Origin of the sequence: Acidimicrobium ferrooxidans DSM 10331 (assembly GCF_000023265.1) — a bacterium.
GTDB lineage: Bacteria > Actinomycetota > Acidimicrobiia > Acidimicrobiales > Acidimicrobiaceae > Acidimicrobium > Acidimicrobium ferrooxidans.
In genome coordinates this window covers 1,839,874-1,863,213 of record NC_013124.1, presented here as the reverse complement: position 1 = coordinate 1,863,213, position 23,340 = coordinate 1,839,874, and the positions used below count along the sequence as shown (strand labels likewise).

Annotated in this window: 24 protein-coding genes and 1 other RNA gene; 16 read left to right on the top strand and 9 right to left on the bottom strand. The window is 68.0% G+C overall.

Annotation, left to right across the window (positions count from 1 at the left end):
• The first annotated feature begins 12 nt into the window (after positions 1-12).
• The gene (locus AFER_RS09175) at positions 13-951 is read left to right on the top strand and encodes an HpcH/HpaI aldolase/citrate lyase family protein (protein WP_015799168.1); all 939 of its coding nucleotides are present in this window, start codon (positions 13-15) and stop codon (positions 949-951) included.
• A gap of 318 nt (positions 952-1,269) precedes the next feature.
• On the top strand, positions 1,270-2,916 hold the full coding sequence (locus AFER_RS09170; RefSeq protein ID WP_015799167.1) for a collagen-binding domain-containing protein: 1,647 nt from the start codon (positions 1,270-1,272) through the stop codon (positions 2,914-2,916).
• Positions 2,917-2,918: 2 nt separating this feature from the next.
• Here the strand turns inward: AFER_RS09170 and AFER_RS09165 are convergent, their stop codons facing one another.
• From AFER_RS09165 to AFER_RS09155, 3 genes are read right to left on the bottom strand one after another with little or no spacing between them, the layout of a single operon-like run.
• Positions 2,919-3,797, bottom strand: coding sequence for an IS3 family transposase (locus AFER_RS09165; protein ID WP_015797628.1), 879 nt, complete (start codon positions 3,795-3,797; stop codon positions 2,919-2,921).
• Positions 3,794-4,123, bottom strand: coding sequence for a transposase (locus AFER_RS09160; RefSeq protein ID WP_015797627.1), 330 nt, complete (start codon positions 4,121-4,123; stop codon positions 3,794-3,796). Before AFER_RS09160 ends, AFER_RS09165 begins: the two co-directional genes overlap by 4 nt.
• Complete coding sequence (locus tag AFER_RS09155; protein ID WP_143712015.1) at positions 4,120-4,329, bottom strand: hypothetical protein; 210 nt, start codon at positions 4,327-4,329, stop codon at positions 4,120-4,122. The genes AFER_RS09160 and AFER_RS09155 overlap by 4 nt, the downstream gene beginning before the upstream one ends.
• Positions 4,330-4,469: 140 nt before the next feature.
• Here AFER_RS09155 and AFER_RS11305 point away from each other — a divergent pair, with 140 nt between their 5' ends.
• Entirely contained in the window at positions 4,470-5,156 is a 687-nt protein-coding gene (locus AFER_RS11305; RefSeq protein ID WP_015799165.1) for a class F sortase, read from the top strand.
• A gap of 4 nt (positions 5,157-5,160) precedes the next feature.
• On the opposite strand, the gene AFER_RS09145 is transcribed toward AFER_RS11305, so the two are convergent.
• Together AFER_RS09145 and AFER_RS09140 are read right to left on the bottom strand one after the other, a co-directional pair.
• Positions 5,161-5,967 carry a hypothetical protein gene (locus AFER_RS09145; RefSeq protein WP_015799164.1) on the bottom strand — a complete coding sequence of 269 codons (807 nt, stop codon included), beginning with the start codon at positions 5,965-5,967 and terminating at the stop codon, positions 5,161-5,163.
• On the bottom strand, positions 5,964-7,502 hold the full coding sequence (locus AFER_RS09140) for an acyl-CoA dehydrogenase family protein (RefSeq protein WP_015799163.1): 1,539 nt from the start codon (positions 7,500-7,502) through the stop codon (positions 5,964-5,966). The genes AFER_RS09145 and AFER_RS09140 overlap by 4 nt, the downstream gene beginning before the upstream one ends.
• 142 nt (positions 7,503-7,644) lie before the next feature.
• Between AFER_RS09140 and AFER_RS12455 the strand changes: the two genes are divergently transcribed.
• The 11 genes from AFER_RS12455 to AFER_RS09085 all read left to right on the top strand — a co-directional run bounded on the left by AFER_RS12455 (position 7,645) and on the right by AFER_RS09085 (position 18,932).
• Positions 7,645-7,854, top strand: coding sequence for a hypothetical protein (locus tag AFER_RS12455; protein ID WP_015799162.1), 210 nt, complete (start codon positions 7,645-7,647; stop codon positions 7,852-7,854).
• A 107-nt stretch (positions 7,855-7,961) separates the two neighbouring features.
• Positions 7,962-9,317: a phosphohexomutase domain-containing protein gene (locus AFER_RS09130; protein WP_015799161.1), complete on the top strand. Its 1,356-nt coding sequence runs from the start codon at positions 7,962-7,964 to the stop codon at positions 9,315-9,317.
• Positions 9,314-9,583 carry a Trm112 family protein gene (locus AFER_RS09125; RefSeq protein ID WP_015799160.1) on the top strand — a complete coding sequence of 90 codons (270 nt, stop codon included), beginning with the start codon at positions 9,314-9,316 and terminating at the stop codon, positions 9,581-9,583. Before AFER_RS09130 ends, AFER_RS09125 begins: the two co-directional genes overlap by 4 nt.
• On the top strand, positions 9,571-10,596 hold the full coding sequence (locus AFER_RS09120; RefSeq protein ID WP_015799159.1) for a bifunctional phosphoglucose/phosphomannose isomerase: 1,026 nt from the start codon (positions 9,571-9,573) through the stop codon (positions 10,594-10,596). Before AFER_RS09125 ends, AFER_RS09120 begins: the two co-directional genes overlap by 13 nt.
• Before the next feature lie 40 nt (positions 10,597-10,636).
• Positions 10,637-11,914, top strand: coding sequence for an adenosylhomocysteinase (gene ahcY, locus AFER_RS09115; RefSeq protein ID WP_015799158.1), 1,278 nt, complete (start codon positions 10,637-10,639; stop codon positions 11,912-11,914).
• 10 nt (positions 11,915-11,924) lie between these two features.
• Positions 11,925-12,473 carry a ribosome hibernation-promoting factor, HPF/YfiA family gene (hpf, locus tag AFER_RS09110; protein WP_015799157.1) on the top strand — a complete coding sequence of 183 codons (549 nt, stop codon included), beginning with the start codon at positions 11,925-11,927 and terminating at the stop codon, positions 12,471-12,473.
• A gap of 21 nt (positions 12,474-12,494) precedes the next feature.
• Entirely contained in the window at positions 12,495-15,113 is a 2,619-nt protein-coding gene (secA, locus tag AFER_RS09105; protein WP_015799156.1) for a preprotein translocase subunit SecA, read from the top strand.
• A complete protein-coding gene (gene prfB / locus AFER_RS09100) occupies positions 15,110-16,219 on the top strand; it encodes a peptide chain release factor 2 (protein ID WP_015799155.1) in 1,110 nt (369 codons plus the stop codon). The genes secA and prfB overlap by 4 nt, the downstream gene beginning before the upstream one ends.
• Positions 16,220-16,283: 64 nt before the next feature.
• Positions 16,284-16,979, top strand: coding sequence for a cell division ATP-binding protein FtsE (ftsE, locus tag AFER_RS09095; RefSeq protein WP_015799154.1), 696 nt, complete (start codon positions 16,284-16,286; stop codon positions 16,977-16,979).
• Positions 16,976-17,860: a cell division protein FtsX gene (locus AFER_RS09090; protein ID WP_015799153.1), complete on the top strand. Its 885-nt coding sequence runs from the start codon at positions 16,976-16,978 to the stop codon at positions 17,858-17,860. Before ftsE ends, AFER_RS09090 begins: the two co-directional genes overlap by 4 nt.
• 151 nt (positions 17,861-18,011) lie before the next feature.
• Positions 18,012-18,932 carry a hypothetical protein gene (locus AFER_RS09085; protein WP_171788988.1) on the top strand — a complete coding sequence of 307 codons (921 nt, stop codon included), beginning with the start codon at positions 18,012-18,014 and terminating at the stop codon, positions 18,930-18,932.
• A gap of 23 nt (positions 18,933-18,955) precedes the next feature.
• Here AFER_RS09085 and AFER_RS11300 read toward each other — a convergent pair whose 3' ends face one another.
• The 4 genes from AFER_RS11300 to smpB form a co-directional block, all read right to left on the bottom strand.
• Positions 18,956-19,714, bottom strand: a complete 759-nt coding sequence (locus AFER_RS11300) for a hypothetical protein (RefSeq protein WP_015799151.1) — start codon at positions 19,712-19,714, stop codon at positions 18,956-18,958.
• 868 nt (positions 19,715-20,582) lie between these two features.
• On the bottom strand, positions 20,583-20,780 hold the full coding sequence (locus tag AFER_RS12095; RefSeq protein WP_143712011.1) for a hypothetical protein: 198 nt from the start codon (positions 20,778-20,780) through the stop codon (positions 20,583-20,585).
• A 292-nt stretch (positions 20,781-21,072) separates the two neighbouring features.
• Positions 21,073-21,417: a transfer-messenger RNA gene (gene ssrA / locus AFER_RS11790) on the bottom strand.
• A 72-nt stretch (positions 21,418-21,489) separates the two neighbouring features.
• A complete protein-coding gene (gene smpB, locus AFER_RS09065) occupies positions 21,490-22,005 on the bottom strand; it encodes an SsrA-binding protein SmpB (RefSeq protein ID WP_015799149.1) in 516 nt (171 codons plus the stop codon).
• A gap of 98 nt (positions 22,006-22,103) precedes the next feature.
• Between smpB and AFER_RS09060 the strand changes: the two genes are divergently transcribed.
• Both AFER_RS09060 and murI read left to right on the top strand, forming a co-directional pair.
• The gene (locus AFER_RS09060) at positions 22,104-22,517 is read left to right on the top strand and encodes a M67 family metallopeptidase (RefSeq protein ID WP_015799148.1); all 414 of its coding nucleotides are present in this window, start codon (positions 22,104-22,106) and stop codon (positions 22,515-22,517) included.
• Positions 22,507-23,337 (top strand): glutamate racemase, encoded by an 831-nt coding sequence (gene murI, locus AFER_RS12700; protein ID WP_015799147.1) that lies wholly within the window; start codon positions 22,507-22,509, stop codon positions 23,335-23,337. The genes AFER_RS09060 and murI overlap by 11 nt, the downstream gene beginning before the upstream one ends.
• The last annotated feature ends 3 nt before the right edge of the window (positions 23,338-23,340 follow it).

The following is a 23,340-nucleotide window of genomic DNA, read 5'->3' as shown; positions in this document are numbered from 1 at the left end:
ACGCTGGGGCCCATGGGTGCCCGATCTCGTGATCTCCTCCGTCGTTCGTGCCTCGCGGTACCTGGATCGTCCGATCGCTTCATCGAGCGAGCGCTGACCATCCCGGCTGACATGGTGTTCCTCGATCTCGAGGACTCGGTCGCACCCAGCGAGAAGCTCGAGGCCCGCGGGCGGGTGGCCCGTGCGATCCGCTCGTTCGACTGGGGCGAGCGGGTGGTGTGCGTCCGGGTGAATGCCTGGGATACGCCGCTCACGTTGCGCGACGTGATCGAGGTGGTGACAGGGGCTGGCCCGCGTCTCGACGAGATCATGTTGCCGAAGGTGCAGCGCCCCGACGAGGTGGTGGCGCTCGATCTCGTTCTCACGCAGCTCGAGGCCGAACTCGGACTCGAGCGCGGCCACATCGGCATCGAGGCCCAGATCGAGACGACCCGGGGACTGATCAACGTCGAGGCCATCGCAACCGCGTCGTCACGGCTCGAGACGCTCGTCTTCGGACCGGCGGACTTCTCGGCGTCGATGCAGCTGCCGGTGCTCACCGGTGGGGCTGCGATTCCGGAGTATCCGGGTGACCACTTTCACTACGTCCTCTCGAAGATCCTGATGGCGGCGCGCACGGCGGGTCTGCAGGTGATCGACGGCCCGTTCTTGCGCATCCACGACCTCGAGGGCCTCAAGGCCTCCGCGCTTCGATCGGCCATGCTGGGCTACGACGGCAAGTGGGCGTTGCATCCGACGCAGGTGGACGTCCTCAACGACACGTATCGTCCGTCACAGGAACTCTTCGATCGCGCCGTCGCCATCTTGGACGCCTACGAGCAGGCCACGACGTCGGACCGTCGTGGAGCGGTCATGTTCGGGGACGAGATGATCGACGAGGCGAGTCGCAAGATGGCGGAGAAGTTCGCCCTCCGTGGCCGTCGCGCCGGCATGACGCCGTCGGCGTCGTAGCGCCGTCGCTGCGGCGACCGAGTGCGAGTGGCCTGGTGCGCTGGTGCAGCGCCACAGGAGTGCGTGGGCTGACGCATCGGTCGTTGGCCTCGTAGGGAGCCTGCCCTCACGCTGAGCGTCGAGCGCCTCAAGAGGACCGTCGTGGTCCCGACGTCGCCAAGGCGCGGTCCTGAACAGCGGCCAGGTGGCCTTATCGGCAACGATGGTGCAAACCTTGAGGGCAATGTGGCGAAGACGCCACATGACGTAGTACCATCGAACCACACAGCGTGGCCATGGTTGGGTGGCCGGCTCCGGTAGCCAGGGTTGGGAGCGCACATGGACGAGGCGGAGACCAGGGGACTGCGGCGGCGCACCAGGAGGGGTCGTCACACGAGGCAGCGTCGACACCTCGCGTGGCGAGGACGCCTCGTTGGCGCGGTTGCGCTCGCAGTCGCGTCGGCAGGGATGGCGGGCGCGTTCGGACTCGTCGGCACCGGCGCCCGGGCGAGTTCTGACTCGACGACTTGGACGCTCGGCGGGGCGAATCCGTTTCCGTACGGCTTCTACGTCGGTGGCGGTGACGCGACGCTCGAGGGTTCGGTCGACACGACCGGATGGGCGGCCTTCGGTGGCAGCATCGGTACCGCGCATGGGACGAGCTTCACCGTCGACGGAAAGAAGGTCCCCGGGTTCTCCTGCCCCCCGGGCGTGACGTGTGACGCGCTCGTTGCACCCGATGTCCAGAGCGGAAGCACGTTCGTCCTCGGGAACTACGGGGCGGCAGTCTCCCCGACGCCCACGGGGACGCAGGGATCATGGACGCTCTACAACAACGGCAGCGGGCCGGTGACGACGGCGTCCCCAACGAGTCCGCTCGACTTTGCCGCAGAGAACACCTATCTCGAGGCCCTCGACGAGGAGCTCTCGGGCCTGCCGGTGACGAGCGGGGCGAGCGTCACCTACCCCACGACGGGTTCCTCGGGTCCGACGATCACGATCAGCGTCCCGTCGACGCAGACGGGGGACGTCGTCGTGAACCTTGGTCATGCGTTGGCTGCCATCGAGGCCGGCCAGGCCGCGTACCCGGCGTCCCCGGAGTGGACGCTCGCCTATTCGGTGCCCTCGTCGGCCACCTTGATCGTCCAGCTCCCGACCCAGGCGGATCTCTCCTTCATCACGTCGGTGAGCGCGACGGGCGCCAGCAGGGCGATCTTCGTCGCCGCGCCGCCGTCGTCGAGTGCGACGCAGTCCATCACGCTCGATGGCCAGCGAGGCTCGGGTGGCGTGCAGTGGGAGGGGTCGCTCCTCGCGCCCTTCGGCACCATCACCGGCGGCACCCAGATCGACGGGGACGTCATCGAGGGAACCTTGTCGAACACTGCGAGCTGCGTCCAGACGGCGGGGGTCCCCTGTGTCGTGGTCCCCGAGGTCCACACCGCGCCCCACGGGTTCGTGGGCACGCTCCCACAGCCTGCCCCACCGACGTTCACGGTCGTGAAGGGGTACGAGAGCGGCGGGAGCCCGACCTCGGTCGCGAGCCCAGGGACGACCGGCGAGTACACGATCACCATCATGGGCTCGGGCATCATCGCCGACCCGCTCACGGTCAGTGACAACTTGCCGAGCGTGACCTGGCTCAGCTACGGCTCGCCGAGCTTCACGCCGTCGGCGGGGTTGAGCGACAGCGCTCCGGGCGGGAAACCGTGTGCCATCTCAGCTGGGACCATGACCTGCACGCTCGTGCCGGTGAACGGTCAGCCCATCGACGTGGCGAGCGGCACCGTCCTCGGTTCCGTAACGATCCCGGTCACGGTGTCGGCATCGGCGCCGGCGACCCAGAGCGCGACCAACGTCGCCACCGTGAGCTACGACGGTTCGACGACTCCGTCCAACCAGGTGACGGTGACCGTCCCCGCGTCGCCGACCAGCTCTGGCGGTTCGTCGGGTTCGGGTGGGCTTCCCCCCATTTGCTTGACAGTCTGAATTTAGGCCACGGCCACCTCCCGGCAGGCCCAGGAGAGCTCGTACTCGACGGGCGGTAGGTACCCGAGGCTTGAGTGCAGGCGGACCGTGTTGTAACGGTGAATCCAGCTAGCGATGGCAGAGCGAGCCCCTGAGAGGTTCGCGAAGCGGTAGCGAGCCACCAGCTCGCGCTTCAAGCTCCCGAAGAAGGACTCGGCCACGGCGTTGTCGTAGCAGGTCGCGACCCTCCCCACCGACTGGCGAATGCCAAGGGTCGCGAGCAGGCTCCGTACCTTCCGGGAGAGGTACTGGCTGCCGCGATCGCTGTGAAAGATCGCCCCAGCCAGGCTGCCCCGAGTCCCGAGTGCTTCGCGGATCGCCTCGACCACCAGGTCATCGGGCATGTGACGCCCAAGTGACCAGCCCACGATGCGCCTCGAGCCAAGATCTGCCACCGTGGCGAGATAGCAGAACCCCTCATCGGTGCGGACGTAGGTGATGTCGCTCACATACCTGCGCTTCGGCTCACCAGGAGCGAAGTCCTGACGGACGAGGTCCGGGAGCGCTGCGTCCTCTCCCCGCCTCGTCGTGACTACGAAGCGCCGGCGTGGGCCCGCTGCCATCTCGAGCTCGCGCATCAGGCGTTCCACCCGCTTGTGGTTCACGCAGAACCCGCGCCGTCGCAGCTCGTGGGTGATGCGGGGGCTGCCGTAGGTGCCGTCGCTCTCGTGCCAGATGGCGCGAAGCTCGCTCGCGAGCACCAGGTGCTCGGGATCCTCGCCTCGGTCCCGACGGTGTCGCCAGGCGTAGTAGGCCTGGCGAGAGACCCCGATGACTCGTGCTGCTGCCGCTACAGAGAAGCCCTTGGCCTCCTGGCGGGAGATCCAGTGGTAGCGGCTCACTGTCCCCCCTCCTTCACCCAGAAGGCCATCGCTCGCTTGAGCAGCTCGCGTTCCACGGTGAGCTGCTTGACCTGGCGGCGCAGCCGTGTCAGCTCCTCGCGCTCGGCGCTCGTCAGGCCCTCTCGCTCACCTCGGTCGATGCGTTCCTGACGGACCCAGTTACCAAGGGTCTGCTCGTTGATGCCAAGCTCACGGGCGACGTCAGCGATGGTGCGGCGCTGGTCGAGAACCAACGCTGCCGCGTCCTTGCGGAACTGGCTCGGGTAGCGGCCGCGTCGTCGTCCAGCGGGGCCGTCGCCCGGTGGTGGGTTCGGTGTCTGGCTCATCCCTTCCTCCTATAGCAGGTGTCAACCTGGAGGGGGGAAGGCCAGGGGTCCTCTGGCTCCGGTTCGTCTGGCTCGACGGGCCCATCACCCACCCCCACGACCTCCGGATCGTCGACCTCGCTTCCGACAGGCTCGGGACCCACCCCCACGACCTCCGGTTCGTCGACCTCGCTCCCGACACCTCGCACGAGCTCGACGTCGGTCACGCCCGTGCTGCTCGCGACCGGGCCAAGGGTCGCTCCGTCGACCACGACCGCTGCGGTGCCCATCGGCATCGTGCTCGGTGGCGTGGGATGTGGGACGCTGGCGGTCGCCGTACGTCGTCGTTCCCTCCGCGCGAGGCACGATGAGCGTCGCTGAGCGCGCCCGGAGCGCTCGTTGGCGCCGGCTCGCGGTGGGCGGGTCCGCCCTCGCGATCGTTGCGGGGGGCTGGCTCGTCTACGACGGTATCGCGACGTCGCCGGCTGCTCGCATCGCGCGTCTGACCCACCTCGATCACGTGCGAGCCCGGTCACTCGCGAGCCAGAGAGCGATCGCTCCCCGCCAAGGCGGGAGTCGTCTCGTGCCGTTTACGCCGACCGTGTCGGGCGAGGTCGCCGAGATCTCCATCCCTGCGCTTGCCGTGAGCGCGCCGGTGGTCGCCGAGGGGCCGGTGAACGGTGAGCTGACCATCCCGTCCGACGTGCACACGGTGGGGTGGGACGAGCAGACGCCATCGCCCGGAGCGCCCGGAGTGACGCTGCTCGCTGGGCACGTGAACTGGGTCGGGCAGGGCGAGGGCGCCCTCGGCGAGATCGGCCAGCTCGTCCCCGGTGATCTTGTCTATCTCAACTGGGGTGGGCGCGAGACCGAGTGGCGAGTCGACACGAAGCCGGTGCTCTCGCCGAACACCGTCGTGCATCCACAGCTCTTCACGACCCAAGGGCCACCCACACTCGCGCTGGTGACCTGTGGGGGACCGTTCACTGAGGTCCCTGGCGTCGGCGGGTCCTATGCCGACAATGTGATCGTCGAGGCTTCGCTCGTCGGCTGAGCCATCACACCAGCGCCTTCGCGCCGCGCGCGAGCGCGATGGCTGCGGCGCCTGCAGCGAAGAGCTCGAGGAAGAACGTGACCGTGGCCGCCCCGGTCATCGTGAGGACCACCGCGGCGAACTGGGCCCACGAGAAGCCGACGTGCGGCAGGATGACCTTCGGGAGGAACCAGAACAAGGCGACCTCGGCGATCGAGCAGCCGACGAGCCAGGTGCCGATGCGGGCGAGGAGCTTGCGCCGGTCGTTGTGGAGCACGAGGGCGAGGACGAGGGCGAGCAGCGCGATGTCCGTCAGCGTGTGCTCGGTGCGCGGGGCGTTGGTGGCGATGAAGCCAAGGTTGGGCACGTCGGCTCCGGGAACGGTGACGGCGAGGTCCTCGCCTGCGACCACATGGGCGACGGACGGGTCGACGGATGCAAGGCTGGCGGCGATGGCCTGCGTGAAGGCGGGTCCGCCGATCACGACGGGTGCGCTGGTCTTCCCGAGGAGGCGATCTTGCGCGGTCGTCATGGCGCCGAGGAAGTCACTCTGGACGAGCGGCGAGCTGAGCGCACTGTGGACCGCAGCGAGGGTTTCGCTCGACGTGAGCTGGACGCCCTGAGCCGAAGCGATGGGTTGGAGCGCGTTGGCGAGCGAGTCGGCGATCGCGCGCTGGACGACGCTGGCTGAGAGCAGCTGATGTGCTTGTTGGGTGAGGCGCCCGGGCGTCAGCACGGTAAGTGTGAACAGGTGGATCACGATGGCCCCCGTGCCGGCGATGAGGCCGGCCCAGTACAGCAGATCGCCGAGGAGGCGGCGGAGGGCGCTCATCGTGTCGTCTCGCTGGACGATGCGACTGCTCGCGCGATGACGCGCAGCGACAGCGTCTCGTCGGCGCCTTCGAAGATCGAGAGCACCCGGGCATCGACGAAGTAACGGCTCACCGGGTACTCCTCGGCATAGCCCATGCCACCATGAAGCTGCTGTGCTTCGCGCGTGACCAACTCTGCCTGGCGACACGACCATGCCTTGGCCATCGAGGCTGCGAGCGACCCTTCGGGGGTCTCGAGGTGACGTGCGGTGCGGTAGGCGGCGGCCCGTGCCGCCGCCACCGTCGCGACCATGCGAGCGAGCTTGCGCCGGGTCAGGGTGTAGTCGGCGAGACTGCGTCCGAACACGCGCCGGTTGGCGACGTAGGCGCGCGCCTGCGCAAGTGCGGCGTCCATCAGTCCGACTGCTCGCGCCACCGTCTGGAGTCGCCCGTTCTCGAAGCCAGCCATCTGGAGGTAGAACCCTCGGCCACGTCCCTCCTCGCCGCCGACGATCTGCTCGCGCGCAACGCTGACGTCGTCGAAGGCGACCTCGTAGGAGTGCATCCCGCGATAGCCGAGCGTGTCGATCGCGCGGCCCGTGAGCCGGCCCCCGCCGATCTCGAGGTCGAAGCTGTGGCCCGGGACGGGATCCTTGGGGACGAGGAGGAGTGACAGCCCTCGATGACGCAGGCTCGGGTCGGGCTCGGTGCGGGCGAGGACCGCGAGCAGGTTGGCGCGTCCAGCGAACGTGCACCAGGTCTTCGTGCCGCGCACGGTGGCCGTGTCGGGCCCGAGGATCGCCTGCGTCGTGATCGAGGCGACATCGGAGCCGTAGTCGGGCTCCGTTACGGCGACAGCGCCCATGAGCTCGCCCGACGCGAGCGCTGGCAGGTAGCGGACCCGTTGCTCCTCGGTGCCACCGGCAAGGATCGCCCGGGCGATGATCTCGGGGCGCGTGATCAGCGAGCCGCCGATCCCGAGCGAGGCCTGCGAGAGTGCTTCGGTCGCAACCAGCATGGCCAGCGTGTCGTCGACGCTTCCGGTGGCGGAGCCTCCGTAGCGTTCGGGGATGCTGAGGCCGAAAGCGCCGAGCCCAGCCAGGCCCTCGATGATGCGCTCGGGTACGTCGAGGTTGCGCCGATGGACCTCGTCGGCGACCGGTGCGATCTCGTCGCGCGCGAAGCGCCCGAAGGTGTCGCGTGCGAGATCGAGGTCGGCCCCCAGCGACCACGTCGTGGGCGCCTCGGCGACCTCGGCAGCGGCCGCCTCGGACGGTCGCGGTGGGAGCGGAAGCGCACCGAGGTCGTCGATGACGCCGAGCGCGACGAGCTCGCTCGCCGCTTCCCGCAGGAACAGGGCTGCACCGTAGCTCGCGAGCGCTTGGGGTACCGCCGGATCGTCCACGAGTGCTCGCACGGCGCCGAGAGCGCTCACGACGTGCGCGAGGCGCCACGCGAGCTCTTGGTCGTCGTCGATGCCCTCGGTGCCGAGTCGGGCGAGGGCGGCTCGGGCGATGCGCTCGACGTCGTCGAGCTGCTCAGGGGCCACGTGCATGGTGTGAGTGTAGCCCTCTCGGGGTCCGTGAGCGGGGCGGTCGCCGAAGCACCAGCTCGCGAGCTCAACATTTGGTAAAGATCCTGGCCCCAGGTGCCGAAGCCTGGATCGGGTCCAAAGGCCCACGAGAGAGGGAGGTCTCATGGACACAGTGTGTCCGGCGTGCCGCGAGCGGGACCTGGTGATCATCGACCTCGACGTGGCTCGCCACGCGCTGACGCTGATCTCCTGTGCTGCCTGCGGGGCCAAGTGGTGGCGCCGAGATGGTGATGCGGTCACCGTCGACGACGTCGTGTCGCTCGTCGAAGAGGATGCTCGGTCGGGACGATCCCGTCGTCGCCAGCGCGCCTGAAGCCGTCGATCCTACGTCCCGGGCCGGTGCGGTAAGCTGCCGTGGTGCCCGAAGGCCGCGTCGCTCGGACGGACCTTGGGCGGCGGTCGAAGGAGTGCCCTGCGACGATGAGTGGAATCTTCAAGGCCTATGACGTTCGAGGCGTCGTCCCGGACGAACTGAATGGCGAGATCGCCTTCGCGATCGGTCGTGCCTTTGCGCGCGCGCTCGGTCCGCGCCGCGTGGTGGTGGGCCGCGACATGCGCCTCTCGTCCGAAGAGCTGGCCAGTGCCTTTGCGGACGGTCTCGTGGTCGAGGGGGTCGACGTCGTCGATCTCGGGCTCTGCTCGACCGACATGCTCTACTTCGCGAGCGGCCGACTCGATGCGCACGGCGCCATGGTGACCGCGTCGCACAATCCAGGGTCCTACAACGGCATCAAGTTCTGCGGTCCCGGGGCTGCTCCCATCGGCGTCGAGACCGGTCTCGCCGAGATCGAAGCGCTCGTGGAGCAGGGACTAGCTCCGGTGAGCGCGAGCGGCGCTCGCGGGGCTCGCACCACCGACAACCTGCTCGATGCCTACGTGCACCACGTGCTCAGCTTCGTCGATGCGTCGTCGCTCGCGGGTCTTCGCATCGTGGCCGATACGGCCAACGGCATGGGCGGCCTCGTGGTCCCAGCCGTCTTCGGGGCACTCGACGTCGAGCTCGATGTGCTCTATCCGGAGCTCGATGGCAGCTTTCCCAACCATCCTGCCGACCCCATCCAGCCCGAGAACCTGATCGATCTCAAGGCACGGGTTCTCAGCCAGGGTGCCGACATCGGGCTCGCGTTCGACGGCGACGCGGATCGGGTCTTCCTGGTCGACGACCGGGCCGCGCCGGTGTCGGGATCGACCACCACCGCGATCATCGCGCGCCGCATGCTCGAGCGCGAGCCGGGTGCAACCATCCTCTACAACCTGATCTGCTCCCGGGCTGTCCCGGAGATCATTCGTGAACAGGGCGGGGTGCCGATTCGTACGCGCGTCGGTCACTCGTTCATCAAGGCCGAGATGGCTCGCACCGGTGCCATCTTCGCTGGAGAACACTCGGGGCACTACTACTTCCGCGAGAACTACCGGGCCGACTCGGGTGTGATCGGCGCGGTGAACGTGCTCGAAGAGCTCGCTCGCGCAGGGGTGGAGCTCTCGACGCTGCGTAAGGAGTACGAGCGCTACGCGGCGTCGGGCGAGATCAACTCCAAGGTTCGCGACGCCAACGAGGTGCTCGCCTTCGTCGAGACGGCCTTTGCCGGTGAAGGGCGCGTCGATCACCTCGACGGGCTCACCATCGACTTCCCCGATTGGTGGTTCAACCTTCGGGCCTCGAACACCGAGCCGCTCTTGCGCCTCAACCTGGAAGCACGCACCTCCGACGAGGTCGCTCGGCGGACGCAGCAGGTGCTCGCCGTCGTCGCGAAGGCGGAGTCTCGCGACGCATGAGTGCGCTCTCGCCGGACCTGCTCGCCATCGTCGCCTGTCCGCTCGACCACGGGCCCCTGCTCTGGATCGAGTCGGAGTCAGTGCTCTACAATCCCCGCCTCCACCGTGCCTATGCGGTCACAGACGGTATCGCGGATCTGCTGGTCGAGGATGCAGAGGTGGTCGATGACGAGCGCCATCGGGCGCTCCTAGTCGCCGCTGGCCTCTCGCCGGAGGGGGAGGTATCCAACACCGATCCCGAGGGAGGACCGCCGTGGACGAACTAGGCATGTGGGATGCGACGCTCGGACTCCCCGAGCAGATGGAAGCCGCCCTCGGTACCGTTGGCCGACTGTGCGATCTTCCCGCTCCCGACCAGGTCGAGCATGTTGTGGTGCTCGGGATGGGCGGGAGCGGCATCGCGGGTGACGTCGCGGTGGCGACGGCGGCTCCGTACATGCCCATCCCCGTGGTGGTCGTGAAGGGCTACGAGCTCCCTTCGTTCGTCGGTCCACGCTCGCTGGCCGTGGCGTTGTCGTTCTCGGGGAACACCGAGGAGACGCTCGAAGTCCTGGCGGGAGCGCTCGATCATGGTGCTCGCGCCGTCGCCATCTCGGCCGGCGGGGAGCTCGCTCGTGTTGCCGCCGAGCGCGGTGTGTGTCACGTCGCCATCGATGGCTCGATCCCGCAGCCGCGAGCGGCGCTCGGTGCGCTCACGGTGTCGCTGCTCGGCGTGTTGGAGCGGGTCGGCTTCTTCCCCGGTGCCTCGGCCTGGATCGGCCATGCCATCGAGCGTCTTCGCCAGCGACGCGACGAACTCGAGAAGGGGACGCTCGCCTCCGATCTCGCTTCGGCGCTCGTCGGTACGATCCCGATCGTGCTCGGATCGGGTGCCGTCGGTCAGGTGGCGGCGCTGCGATGGAAGAACCAGATCAACGAGAACGCCAAGGCACTCGCGGTTGCGTCGGTGTTGCCCGAGGCGGGCCACAACGAGCTGACCGCTTTCGAGGCCTACCCCGAGCTGCTCGCGTCCACCGTGTCGCTGGTGTTCTTGCGCCACGATGGAGAGCACCCGCAGATCTCACGGCGGGTCGCCTTCATGGAGCGCGAGATCGCACCCCGAGTGCATCGAGCGGTCTCGGTCCACGGCCAGGGGGTGGGCGAACTCGCGACGTTCTTCGACCTCGCCTTCGTCGGCGACGTCATGTCGCTCCGCCTCGCCGAGGCACTCGGAACGGATCCTGGACCCATTCCGATGCTGAACGCACTCAAGCAGTACCTCAGCGGCCCTGCGGCCTAGTCCGCGGCCGACCCGATCAGACCTCTTCGAAAGGATCAACGTGGACTACGACGTACGTGACCTCGGGCTTGCTGACGAGGGCCGCCAGCGCATCGCGTGGGCGGATCGAACCATGCCGGTGCTCCGTGGCATCCGGGAGCGCTTCCAGGCGGAGCGACCGCTCGCGGGCGTGCGCATCGCGGCGTGCCTGCACATCACGACGGAGACGGCGAACCTCCTCCGTACGTTGAAGGCTGGCGGCGCCGAGGTCGTGGCGTGCGCGTCCAATCCGCTCTCGACCCAAGACGACGTCGCGGCGTCGCTGGTCAAGCACGAAGGCATCCCGGTGTTCGCGGTTCGGGCCGAGGACACCGAGACCTACTATCGCCACATCGACCAGGTCCTCGACACGGACCCGACCATCACGATGGACGACGGGTGTGACCTCGTCTCCCGACTGCACGCGGAGCGTCCCGACCAGGTGAAGCGCATCCTCGGAGGCACCGAGGAGACCACGACCGGCGTCATCAGACTTCGGGCCATGGAGGCCTCGGGCAGCCTTGGCTATCCCGTCGTTGCGGTGAACGACGCCAAGACCAAGCACATGTTCGACAACCGCTACGGTACGGGTCAATCGGCGCTCGATGGCATCATTCGGGCGACCAACGTGCTGCTCGCGGGGACCACGGTGGTGGTGGCGGGTTACGGTTTCTGTGGCAAGGGTGTCGCCTCACGCGCTCGCGGGATGGGCGCGCAGGTCGTCGTGACCGAGATCGATCCGGTGGCCGCCCTCGAGGCGGTGATGGATGGGTTCCGTGTCGAGCCCATGGAGGAGGCTGCGGCCGAGGGCGACATCTTCATCACCGTCACCGGGAACCGTGACGTGATCCGGCCGGAGCACGTTCGGCGTATGAAGGACGGTGCCTTGTTGGCCAACGCTGGGCACTTCGATGTCGAGATCGACCTGGAGGGATTGGCGCGGTTGGCCCCAGGGGAGCGTCGCCGACCCGTGCGACCCATGGTGGAGGAGTACCTGGTCGACAGCGAGTCGGGCACCACGGCTCGCGTCATGGTGGTCGCCGAGGGCCGTCTCGTCAATCTCTCGGCCGCAGAGGGTCACCCGGCCAGCGTGATGGACATGAGCTTTGCGAACCAGGCGTTGAGCGTGGAGTGGCTCGTGCGCGAGGGGCAGCGCCTCGAGCCGTCGGTGCTCGGCGTGCCCGAGTCGATCGACGCCGAGGTTGCCGCCCTCAAGCTTGCAGCGATGGGGATCCGGATCGACGTGCTCACTCCTGAGCAAGAGGCATACTTGGCCTCATGGACCGTCGGTACCCGATAGGAGGTGGCCCATGGCAGTTGACCTTCGGTGTCGAGGCTGCACGCTGACCGAGCAGCAGCGCGCGCACGTCGAGGACCGTATCGCGCGACTCGAGAAGTACCTCGGTGCCCCTGAGCGGGTCGAGGTGCATGTCGAGCGAGCCGGCAACCCAGCCAATCCGGACCGCGTCGTGACCGAGGTGACCTACGTGGTCTCGAAGGCGGTCGTGCGCGCACGCGGTGTGGGCGAGACGGAGCTCGAGTCCTTCGACCGTGCCGAGGAGCGGCTCAAGCGGCGCCTCGAGCGTCTGAAGGGTCGACTGGTGGCCCGCAGCCATCCCCATCACCGCGGTGGCGCCGAAGCACCCGAGGCTCGACTCGACATCAGGCGGCGCAAGCGTTTCGCGCTCCAGCCGCTCGACCCGCAGTCGGCCGCGTTCCGAATGGACCTGCTCGACCATAGTTTCTACCTGTTCATCAATGAGGAGACCGGGCGGCCCGCTGTCGTGTATCGGCGGGAGGATGGCACCGTCGGGCTCATCGATCAAGCCGAGGAGGAGGGTGCGGGCGTCGCCGACTGAGCGTCGTCCGCGAGCGAGCCCATGGGGATCTTCGATCGCATCCTACGAGCGGGCGAGGGCAAGCGCCTCAAGCGTCTGCAGGCAGTCGTCCCGCTCATCAACCAGCTAGAACCCGAGATCGCCCAACTCGACGACGCGGCACTGCGTGCGAAGACCGCCGAGTTCCGTCAGCGGCTCGAGGAGGGCGAGACTCTCGAGGACCTGTTGGTCGAGGCCTTCGCGGTGGTGCGCGAGGCCGCTCGGCGAGCGATCGGTCAGCGGCACTACGACGTGCAGCTGCTCGGCGGGATGGCGCTCCACTTCGGGTGGATCGCCGAGATGCAGACCGGAGAAGGCAAGACCTTGGTGTCGACCCTCCCGGCCTACCTGAACGCGCTCGAGGGCAAGGGCGTGCACATCGTGACGGTCAACGACTACCTGGCCGCACGCGACGCCGCCTGGATGGGACGCATCTACGCCGCCCTCGGGATGACGGTCGGTCGGGTCGGGGCCGACGAGAGCGATCCCGCCGCCAAGCGCGCGGCGTACCTCGCCGACATCACCTACGGCACCAACACCGAGTTCGGGTTCGACTACCTGCGCGACAACATGGCGACGTCGTTGGAGGAGGTGGTGCAGCGTCCGCACCACTACGCCATCGTCGACGAGGTCGACTCCATCTTGATCGACGAGGCACGCACGCCGCTCATCATCTCGGGGCCGTCGGAGATGAGCCCCGATCTCTACTACCGCTTCGCCTCGATCGTGCGCACCCTCCGTCCGGACGTCGACTATGAGATCGACGAGGAGAAGAAGGTCGTCCTCCCGACGGAGGCCGGCATCGAACGGGTGGAGCGCGCGCTCGGGGTCGAGAACCTCTACGACATCGCGCACATGGGCTACTTGCACCAGCTCACCCAGGCGCTGCGGGCAAAGCACCTGTACCTGCGCGATCGCGACTACATCGTCGACCGGGGCGAGGTCAAGATCGTCGACGAGTTCACGGGGCGCATCCTGGAGGGCCGGCGTTGGTCGGACGGGTTGCACCAGGCCGTGGAGGCCAAGGAGCGGGTGCGGATCCAGGAGGAGAACCACACCTGGGCCACCGTGACCCTCCAGAACTACTTCCGCCTCTACGACAAGCTTGCGGGGATGACCGGTACGGCCCAGACGGAAGCCGCGGAGTTCGCCTCGACGTACGGCCTCCAGGTCGTGCCGATCCCGACGAATCGACCCGTGCAACGTGTCGATCGCGCAGACCTCGTGTTCAAGTCGGAGCTCGGGAAGTTCGGCGCCGTTGTCGAGGAGATCGCCGAGCGATCGGCGAAGGGCCAGCCGGTGCTCGTCGGCACGGTCTCGGTTGCCAAGTCCGAGTTGCTCTCGAGTCTGCTCGCAGAACGCGGGATCTCGCATGCGGTGCTGAACGCGAAGTACCACGCTGCCGAGGCGGAGATCATCGCCCAGGCCGGACGCCTCGGCGCCGTCACCGTCGCCACGAACATGGCTGGGCGCGGTGTCGACATCTTGCTCGGCGGCAACCCCGAGGGGCTCGCGGCGATCGCGGTGCGCGAAGCCGGACTCGACCCCACGACCGATGAGGGACGTGCTGCCTACGAGGAAGCTCTCGGCAAGTTCCAACAGGTGTGCGCCGACGAAGGTGAGCAGGTGCGCTCGCTCGGAGGTCTCTACGTCATCGGCTCGGAGCGCCATGAGTCTCGTCGGATCGACAACCAGCTGCGAGGTCGATCGGGTCGCCAAGGTGACCCCGGCGAGACGCGGTTCTTCCTCTCGCTCGAGGACGAACTCATGCGTATCTTTGCGGGTGGCAGCGTCGTGTCGTGGGTGATGAATCGTGCGTTCCCGGAGGATCAACCGATCGAGGCCAAGGCCGTGTCGCGAGCGATCGAGCGTGCCCAGGCGACGGTCGAAGCGCGCAACGCCGACATCCGCAAGGACGTGCTCAAGTACGACCAGGTGCTCGACGAGCAGCGCAAGGTCATCTACGCCAGGCGCCGAGAGATCCTCGAAGGGGAGGATCTGTCGGAGTTCGCTCGCCAGAGCATCGAGCGCACGGTTCGGCGTGTCGCGGACGTCTACGCTCCTGGGGCCTACGGCGAGGACTGGGACCTTGCGGGCCTGGTCGACGAGGCGCGGCGAACCTGGGGGAGCGCCTTCACCGCCGAGGAGCTCGCCGACGCGCAGAGCCGCGATCAACTTGTGAGCTCGCTGGTCGTCGAGGCCTTGGAGCTCTACGACGAGCGCGAACGCGCGCTCGGTGCCGATGCCGATGGCACCCCCAGGCTCCGAGCGCTCGAGCGCGACGTGCTCTTGGGCGTCATCGATCAGCACTGGCGCGACCATCTCATCGACATGGACTATCTGCGCGAGGGCATCAACTTGCGTGCCATGGGTCAGCAGGACCCGCTCGTCGCGTGGCAGCAAGAGGGCTTCGAGATGTTCCAGGAGCTAATGCGCCGCATCGAGGACGACTTCGTGCGGTACCTGTTCCGAACCGAATCCTCGCAGAACGTGCCGAAGCTCGACCTGTCGGGCGCGCGCTACTTCGGCGCCACCGATCCGCAGGCGATGAGCATCTTGGACCTCATCCGCGAGGCTCGCGACGTCACCGAGGGTCCTGAGTCCGAGGGCGGTTCGGCGTGACGAGAGCGGAACTCGCCGAGCGAGCTCGGGCACTGGCCGAGCGTCTCGAGCGGGCCCGAGCGTTCTTGCACATCGACGATCGCCGAACAGAGCTTGCCGAGCTCGAGGCCGCACTCGCCGATCCTGGGGTCTGGTCGGACCCCGCGAAGGGTCGCGAGCTCTCGCGCCGCTACGGCACGCTCAAGGACGACGTCGAGCTCATCGCCCGACTCGACGCCATGCTCGCCGACAGCAACGTCGCCATCGAGATGGCCGACGACGACCCAGATCTCGCCGCCGAGGCCGAGGACGTCCTCACGTCGCTGGCTGCGCACCTCGATGCGATCGAGATTCGCTCGCTCCTCGCCGGGGAGTTCGACGAGAGCGATGCCGTGCTCGAGATCCACTCGGGTGCCGGTGGCACCGATGCCCAGGATTGGGCCCAGATGATGCTGCGCATGTACGAGCGTTGGGCCCAAGGTCGCGGGTTCGAGTTCGAGGTGGACGAGGTCACCGAGGGACAAGAGGCCGGGATCTTGTCGGCGACGGCGATCGTGCGCGGACGCTACGCCTATGGCTTGCTCGTCGCGGAGCGTGGGGTGCACCGGTTGGTGCGCATCTCGCCGTTCGACGCCCAGCACCGGCGTCAGACGAGCTTTGCGTCACTGGACGTGACCCCACTCGCCGAGGACGCTGGCGAGGTCGTCATCGACGAGAAGGATCTGCGGATCGACACGTATCGGTCGTCCGGAGCGGGCGGGCAGCACGTCAACGTCACCGACTCGGCGGTACGCATCACCCACCTACCGACCGGAATCGTGGTGTCGTGCCAGAACGAGCGTTCGCAGTTGCAGAATAGGGCGAAGGCGATGCAGATCCTGGTGTCGAAGCTGGAGCAGCGACGGCGCGAAGAGCAGCGAGCACAGCTCGATGCCTTGAGCGGGCCGCGGGTGGACGTCGGTTGGGCGAATCAGGTGCGCTCCTATGTCCTCGCGCCCTACCAGTTGGTCAAGGACCATCGTTCCGGGTACGAAGATCGCAATGTTCAAGCAGTCCTCGATGGGCGCCTCGACCCCTTCATCGAGGCGTTCCTCGCCTGGAGGCGCGAGAAGCACCCTGATGGGTGATCTCGAATGGTAGGATGAGCGGCTGCGTGACCTCACCGGGCAGGCGCCCGGGGGAAGGAGCTGCATGATTCGCTTCGAGCATGTCACGAAGCAGTACGCGGGATCGTCGTCTGCGATTCGTGACGTCAGCTTCGAGATCGGCCGTGGAGAGTTCGTCTTCCTCATCGGGTCGTCGGGATCGGGCAAGACGACGCTGATCAAGCTCATGACGCGTGAGGAGCGCCCCGACTCGGGCACGATCTGGATGGCTGGCAAGAACCTCGTGACCATGCCGAACTGGAGGGTCCCCTACTTCCGGCGCAACATCGGGGTCGTCTTCCAGGACTTCCGACTCCTGCCGAACAAGACGGTCTTCCAGAACGTGGCGTTCGCCCTCGAGGTGATCGGCAAGCCGCGTTCCGTGATCAACCAGCAGGTGCCCCAGGTTCTTCGGCTCGTCGGCCTCGAGGACAAGGCGGATCGACTCCCCGGGCAGATCTCCGGTGGCGAGCAGCAGCGAGTCGCGATCGCTCGGGCGTTCGTGAACCGCCCACTGATCCTGCTCGCGGACGAGCCGACCGGCAACCTCGACCCGGAGACGAGCTGGGGAGTGATGAACTTGCTGGAGCGGATCAACCGCACCGGGACGGCGGTCGTGATGGCGACCCACGACTCGAGCATCGTCGACGCCATGCGGCGCCGCGTGATCGAGATCGGTACCGGCACCGTCCAGCGGGATCAGGTTCGAGGCGTCTACGGCATCGGAGTGGAGGGTCGATGACCGCACTGCGCTACTTCCTTCGCGAGACCGCGACCAACCTGTGGCGTAATCGCTTGATGTCACTGGCGGCCATCTTGACGGTGACGGTGTCGCTGTCGCTGGTAGGGGCCGCGCTCCTCATCAAGCAGGGTGTCCAGACCGCGACCAGCGAGTGGCAGGGCAACGTGCAGCTCCTCGTCTTCATGCAGCCGAACGCGACGCGATCGGAGTTCCGTGCGCTCGAGGCGGAGCTCCATCAGCTGCCGACGGTGCGCTCGTACTCCTACGTGCCACGGGCTCAGGCCTACCAAGACTTCCGTCGCCTCCTCGCCAACCAGCCCGATCTCGTGAACGCGGTGCCTGAATCGCAGGTCCCGACGTTCTATCGTGTCTCGCTGGTCAACCCGGCAGAGGCACCGGCGATCGCCGCGGTCGTGCGTGGTGAGCCCGGGGTCTACGCGGTGAACGACAACTTCTCGGCGATCCACACGATCCTCGAGATCTCGACGATTGCTCAGTCGGTGATCCTCGTGATCGCCGTCGTGCTCCTCGTGTCGGCCGCGGTGCTCATTTTGAACGTCATCCGGGTCGCGATCTTCTCTCGGCGCCGAGAGGTCGCCGTCATGCGGCTCGTCGGCGCGACGAACTCGTTCATCCAGATCCCGTTCATGCTCGAAGGGCTCGTCCAGGGCCTCCTGGGCGCTGCCATCGCGGGTGGGGTCGTGGTCGGACTCCGTGACCTGATCAGCTTTGCCGTGAGCCACTTCCAGATCCACCTCCTGTCCGGCTTCGTCCTCACCACTGGCGACGTGATCGGGACGCTCGGCATCGTCCTCGTGGTGGGGATCGTGGTCGGTACGGCGGGATCGGCCATCGCTGTGCGCCGATTCATGAACGCCTGACCTCGCACTCGCCCGATGGCGACGGACGGCTGAGGCCATGGCGCGACGTCGGCGCTACGGCGGCGCTTGCCTGGTCGTTGCGTGCGGGGTGCTCGCTGCCTGTGGCACTAGCGCACGGAGCGCACGTGCTAAGGGCTCGTCGCCAGCGCGCGTGCCGCCCCCGGTCCCGGCGGCCTCCGACGCGGCGAGCGGCGTGACCCGCCTTGCACACCCCGGGCCCATCGCGGGGGGCGGCGCCCCCGAGCAACTGTGGCCGATGCCCCGGATCGAGGTCGGCCCGACGGGTGCGCCGGTGACGTGGACGCCAGCGGGGGCGGTCGGCTCGGGCGGCGCGGTGGTATTCACCTCGGAGGTGGCGCCGTCGCCGGGGGCCGCTCCGGTCGGGGTGGCCTGGATCGATCAGGCACACGCTGTCGTGCAGCTCTTCGCGGGCACGACCCAACCCGGTGGGAGCTTTCGGTACCAGGGCATGGTGCCCCCCTCGTTGGTCACCAATCTCGTCGCGGCGTTCGAGGGCGGCTTCCAGTTCGCGGTTTCGAACGGTGGCTTCGAGCAGGATGGCGTCGTGGGAGCCCCGCTCGTCGAGGGTGCCGCGTCACTCGTCGAGCTGACGAACGGGCGAGTCGAGATTGGTGCGTGGGGCTCCGAGGTCGGTCCGAGTCCGGCCGTGAGCGCGGTTCGCCAGAACTTGACCTTGCTGGTCGATCACGGAGCAGTGCTCCCGACGGCGTCGGAGAATCCCCTCGTGACGTGGGGCTACTCGCTCGGCAATCTGCTCGCGACCTGGCGGAGCGGCCTCGGCATCACCTCGCACGGCAATCTCGTGTGGGTCGGTGGCCCAGGACTGTCGCCAGCGACGCTGGGCTCGATGCTGGTGTGGGCTGGTGCCGTTCGTGGGATGCAGCTCGACATCAACCCCTACTGGGTGAGCTTTGCGACCTTCGCCGAGGGGCCGAACGGACTCGTGGCGACGAACCTGTTGCCGTCCATGGCGCAGGCGCCGACGCACTATCTGGTGCCGTTCTGGCGCGACTTCGTCGCGGTCTTCCTCGCCGAGCCTGGGTCGCCCTGACGGGTCCGAAGCTGTCGCGTGACTCAGGCGCTCTCGGCAGCGCGAGCCACGGTGGGGGCGTCGACGCCGAGTGTACGAGCGAGCGCGGCGAGCCGCTCCGCTCGGCGCTTCGCGCTGCGGCCTCCGAGGCGCCGCTCTCCCTCGTTGGCGAGGATGGCGGCCACGCCGTCGCACAGCGCCGCGACGTCGCCGATCGGATGACCAAGGGCGGCCTCGTGGATGTGAACCGTCTCTCGACAGAGCGCGTCGTAGACGTCTCGAAACTCGCCGAGCACGCGGCTCGTGGTCGGGTCGGGGACGAGGAGTGCCGCGAGGTTCATCGACCAGATGTAGACGTTCTTCTCGACGAGGGCACTGATCACCTCGGATGGGGTGACCTCGACGGCGTGGAGATCGAGGGCGCTGAGCGCGCTGCGGATCGCGCTGGCGTGCGGCCCCGCGACGACCGAGGGCCGCAGCTCCCGTACCAGCTCGCCGGGCTTGCGGGAGAACCACACGACGAGGATCGTGGGATCGATGATGCCATGGCGACGCCACTGGTCGGGGAGGAGTTCGTTCTGGAGGAGGACGACCCGGTGCGAGCGCCAGTCGGGCGGCAGTGTCTCGAGCGCTGGGCCGAGATCGTCCTCACCGGTGGCGACGACCACGAGGTCGGGCCGAGCAAGCTCGCTCGCCGTCTGATCGCGCCGGACCCCCGTCACGGTCCAGCCTGCGAGGACCAGTCCTTCGGCAAGGGAACGGCCGAGCTGGCCAAGGCCGATGATGACGGCGTTCGGACGCACGCTTCCTCCTTGGTGTCGCAGCATCGTCGGGGACTCACGCACAGCGCGGGATCGGCACAGGGCCCACGCGATGCACGGTGAAGCCCCCAGGTTCCGTGCACACGCCGTGACGTGTGAACGGTCTCGCGCTCGGCGATCATCGTACTCATACTCGACCCCGACCGGCGGACGGTGCCCCAGCCGGTGCATAGACCTCGTCGTGGCGGAGCGGCGCATCCAGGCCGAGGTCACCTCCTCAAGGTTCGTGAGGCCGGCCAGAGGGCCACACGTGGCGGGTGAGCCCGGGCCCACCCATTCGGTCGCCGCGAGGCCGCTCGCGGTCTCGGCGAGTGCGTCGTCGTTGACGTTCCCGACGGAGCCGATGGTGCCACCATGTCCGGCAGCAGGCGTGGTGCGCCGACGTGCAGCGTCGTGGAGGCAGATCTGGCATCTGCGTGACCGATCGTGCGCTCGGTGAGGGGGTGTCCCTTGCGTTCGTCGGCAGCGCGAAGGCAGGCAGGATCTCGCCGATGGCCTCGTCGAGGCCGCTGGAGCGCCTCGTCGACCTTCGGCGCCGGGTGGCTCGTGGCTGGACCGTCACTCGGCACGCCCCTGGCTCGGACGCCTGAGAGCCGCTGGTGGAGCCGGCGCACGGCGCCTCGCCTGCGGTCCGGGGTCAGACGATCCCCTCGGCCAGCTCGTCAGAGCCTGTCGTTCGCGAGGGCGAGATCAATGACCAGCGTCTCAGGCGCCGGCCTTCGGCGCAGAGCTCCTTCGACCTCTTCAGGTCCGCGCCCTGCATGCCGCCGTAGGTCTGTTTCCAGCGGTACCAGGTGGTCTCGGCGATGTGCGAAGGTGCGGGCGACCTCGGCGACGGTGGCACCCTTGTTCAGCATCTGTCCCCCTCGACCAGCCTCCCGAGGATCTGCTTCGCCGCGCGGTGCTCGCCGAACTCGCGGCCGCGGCCTCGTTGCAGGGGGCCAGCCACCACGACCTGCGAGCCTTCGAGACCGGCGACATGCCGGCGGCGGTCTGCTTGCCCCGGGTCACCGAGCTGATCGAACAGCGTGATGAACTGATCGTCCACCGAGAACGGTTGCCCAGCCAGCTGAGCGGAGCGGCTCCTCGGTTCCCAGACCGCAAGCGGCTCGAGGCCCTCTTCGCCCAGATCTCCTGGATCGTCGAGGTCGCCAACCCTGACACCGTCGAGCAGCTCCTGCGCGACCTGATCGACCGGGTGGCAATCACTCCCGACCGGCGCCTTTCCCTCCGCCTGAGGCCCGCGAGCCGCGATCGCGTACCGACGAGGGGCGAACGGGGCCCGAACGCGCAACCGGTGTCCTCCTCCTGGGGGGACACCGGTTGGCCTTTCGTAACATCAGTGGAGGTGGCGGGAGTCGAACCCGCGTCCTCTGGCTCCTTGATGGTGCTTCTCCGAGCGCAGCCAGGTTGAGATCCTCGGGGACGACCTGGCACGTCCCCTGAGGTTGTGTTGGCGAGGTGTCCCGCTAGGCAGCGCCAACAGCTGCGAAACGGTAAGTGCCCTGTGATGACGACGGGATCAGCCCGCGGGCACGGGCAAGCCGTCCGCCGTCGCCGGTGTTACGCGGCGAGTGCGAGCTCAGGCTCGGCGTTTATTGTTGCACCGGCTGTTTGACGTGCATCCGGTGAGCACGGCTCGCTTCCACCATCTCGTCGACCAGAGTCGAATCCGGTACACCCCCTTGTCGATGCCAACAACGCGACCGATAGCTGCGATGCGCAGCCCCCTCATGACTCGCTGTGGCGTGATCAGTCTAGCGTGCGCTGCGATTGGGTCGATAGCGTGAGCGCAGCCGCTCGACCTCGCGCTGGGCGTCGCGGGTGGCGAGGACGTGGCGCTTGTCGTAGAGCGTGCGGCCCTTCGCGAGCGCCAGCTCGACCTTGACCAACCCGTCGCGCAGGTAGAGCGAGAGTGGGATGAGTGTGAGACGCTCCTGCTCCAAGCGGCCGCGGAGTCGATCGATTTCGTCGCGGTGGAGGAGCAGCTTGCGAGGGCGGTCGGTGACGTGAGTCCCAAAGCCGGTGGCGTGTCGATAGGGGCTGATCACTGCCTGGAACAAGAAGAGCTCGCCATCTCGGATGCGGGCGTAGGCGTCGCGGAGCTGGACGTGACCCTCGCGCACGGCCTTGACTTCGCTGCCCACCAGCACGATGCCGGCCTCGAAGGTCTCGAGGACGTCGTAGTCGTGACGCGCGCGACGATTCTGGGCGAGCACGCGGACGCCGCCGAGCTGCTGCGCCTTCGCAGGACGCGCGCCTTGCCGTGCCACGTGCGTCTGCCTCCTCGTTCGCCGATGCCGAGCGCTGCTCAGCATAGCTCCGGCTCCTGGTGCCCGGGGGGCCGGTGCCTGCGCGGTAGCGTGGTGTCGTGGTCCGCGTGGCTGATGGGGTGCTCGATGCGATCGCTGCGCACTGCCTTCGTACCTATCCGCTCGAGGCGTGTGGCCTGCTGCTCGGCGACGACCGTGCCATCGTCGAGGCGTTCCCCGGACGCAACGAGGCGCACTCGGCACGGGTGTTCACCATGGCCCCGGAGGATGTGCTGCGCGCGGAGCAGCGAGCCGAGCGTGCCGGGCTCGAGATCGTTGGGGTGTTCCACTCGCACACCCACTCCGAGGCGTTCCCGTCGCCGACGGACGTACGCCAAGCGGTCGACGATCGGTGGGTCTACGTGATCGCGTCGCTTGCGCGTCCTCGAGTCGACATCCGCGCCTATCGCATCAGCCGCGGGCTCGTTCGAGAAGAACAGGTGGTCCAGGGAGCGTCGAGCGGTGGCGGCTGAGCGCGCGCACGGCCCCATCGGTGTCTTCGACTCTGGTTTTGGCGGGCTCAACATCCTCGCGGCGCTGCGCGATCTATTGCCGAGTGAGGATCTCGTCTACTTCGGCGACTCGGCTCGTTCGCCGTACGGATCGCGGCCTGCCGACGAGGTGGTCCGGTTCTCGCTCGAGATCGGTCGCTGGCTCGTGGACGAGGCCGGTTCGAAACTCGTCGTCGTGGGTTGCAATACCGCGTCCGCCGTGGCACTCGATGCGCTTCGGGCCGAGCTTGCGGTTCCGGTGATCGGCGTGGTCGGGGCGGGGGCGCGCGCGGCGCGCCGGTGCGTCGGGTCCGGTCGTGTCGGCGTGATCGGGACGGAGCGCACGATCGCCTCGGGCGCCTACCAGCGGGCGCTCGCCGACGATGCGGGCGTCGCCGTCGCCTGTCCTGGACTCGTCGAGTTCGTGGAGGCAGGCCAGACGACCGGTCCGGCCGTACGAGCGGTCATCGCGGATCGTCTGGCGCCCGTCGTCGACGCGGGGGTCGAGGTGTTGCTGCTGGGGTGCACGCACTATCCCTATCTTGCACGCGAGATTCAAGCGGTGGTCGGCGAGCAGGTGACGCTCGTGTCGCCGGCAGAGGAGGCGGCGTTCGAGGTCGCACAGCGACTCGGTGCGGATGGACTGGCACGCTCGGGAGCCGTCGGCTCTTTGCGCGTCGCCTGCAGCGGGGACCCTGTCGTCTTTCGCGAGATCGGCGGTCGCCTGTTCCCTGGGGAGCTCGGCGCGATCGAGCAGGTGCCCGTCGAGGCGCTGGAGTGCCGGCGCACGCGTAGCGCCTAGCGT

Bases quoted from the DNA above. Each gene is read 5' to 3' on its own strand.
- AFER_RS09175 (WP_015799168.1), top strand. From the start codon at position 13: ATGGGTGCCCGATCTCGTGATCTCCTCCGTCGTTCGTGCCTCGCGGTA.
- AFER_RS09170 (WP_015799167.1), top strand. From the start codon at position 1,270: ATGGACGAGGCGGAGACCAGGGGACTGCGGCGGCGCACCAGGAGGGGT.
- AFER_RS09160 (WP_015797627.1), bottom strand. From the start codon at position 4,123: ATGAGCCAGACACCGAACCCACCACCGGGCGACGGCCCCGCTGGACGA.
- AFER_RS11305 (WP_015799165.1), top strand. From the start codon at position 4,470: ATGAGCGTCGCTGAGCGCGCCCGGAGCGCTCGTTGGCGCCGGCTCGCG.
- AFER_RS09145 (WP_015799164.1), bottom strand. From the start codon at position 5,967: ATGAGCGCCCTCCGCCGCCTCCTCGGCGATCTGCTGTACTGGGCCGGC.
- AFER_RS09140 (WP_015799163.1), bottom strand. From the start codon at position 7,502: ATGCACGTGGCCCCTGAGCAGCTCGACGACGTCGAGCGCATCGCCCGA.
- AFER_RS12455 (WP_015799162.1), top strand. From the start codon at position 7,645: ATGGACACAGTGTGTCCGGCGTGCCGCGAGCGGGACCTGGTGATCATC.
- AFER_RS09130 (WP_015799161.1), top strand. From the start codon at position 7,962: ATGAGTGGAATCTTCAAGGCCTATGACGTTCGAGGCGTCGTCCCGGAC.
- AFER_RS09125 (WP_015799160.1), top strand. From the start codon at position 9,314: ATGAGTGCGCTCTCGCCGGACCTGCTCGCCATCGTCGCCTGTCCGCTC.
- hpf (WP_015799157.1), top strand. From the start codon at position 11,925: ATGGCAGTTGACCTTCGGTGTCGAGGCTGCACGCTGACCGAGCAGCAG.
- secA (WP_015799156.1), top strand. From the start codon at position 12,495: ATGGGGATCTTCGATCGCATCCTACGAGCGGGCGAGGGCAAGCGCCTC.
- ftsE (WP_015799154.1), top strand. From the start codon at position 16,284: ATGATTCGCTTCGAGCATGTCACGAAGCAGTACGCGGGATCGTCGTCT.
- AFER_RS09090 (WP_015799153.1), top strand. From the start codon at position 16,976: ATGACCGCACTGCGCTACTTCCTTCGCGAGACCGCGACCAACCTGTGG.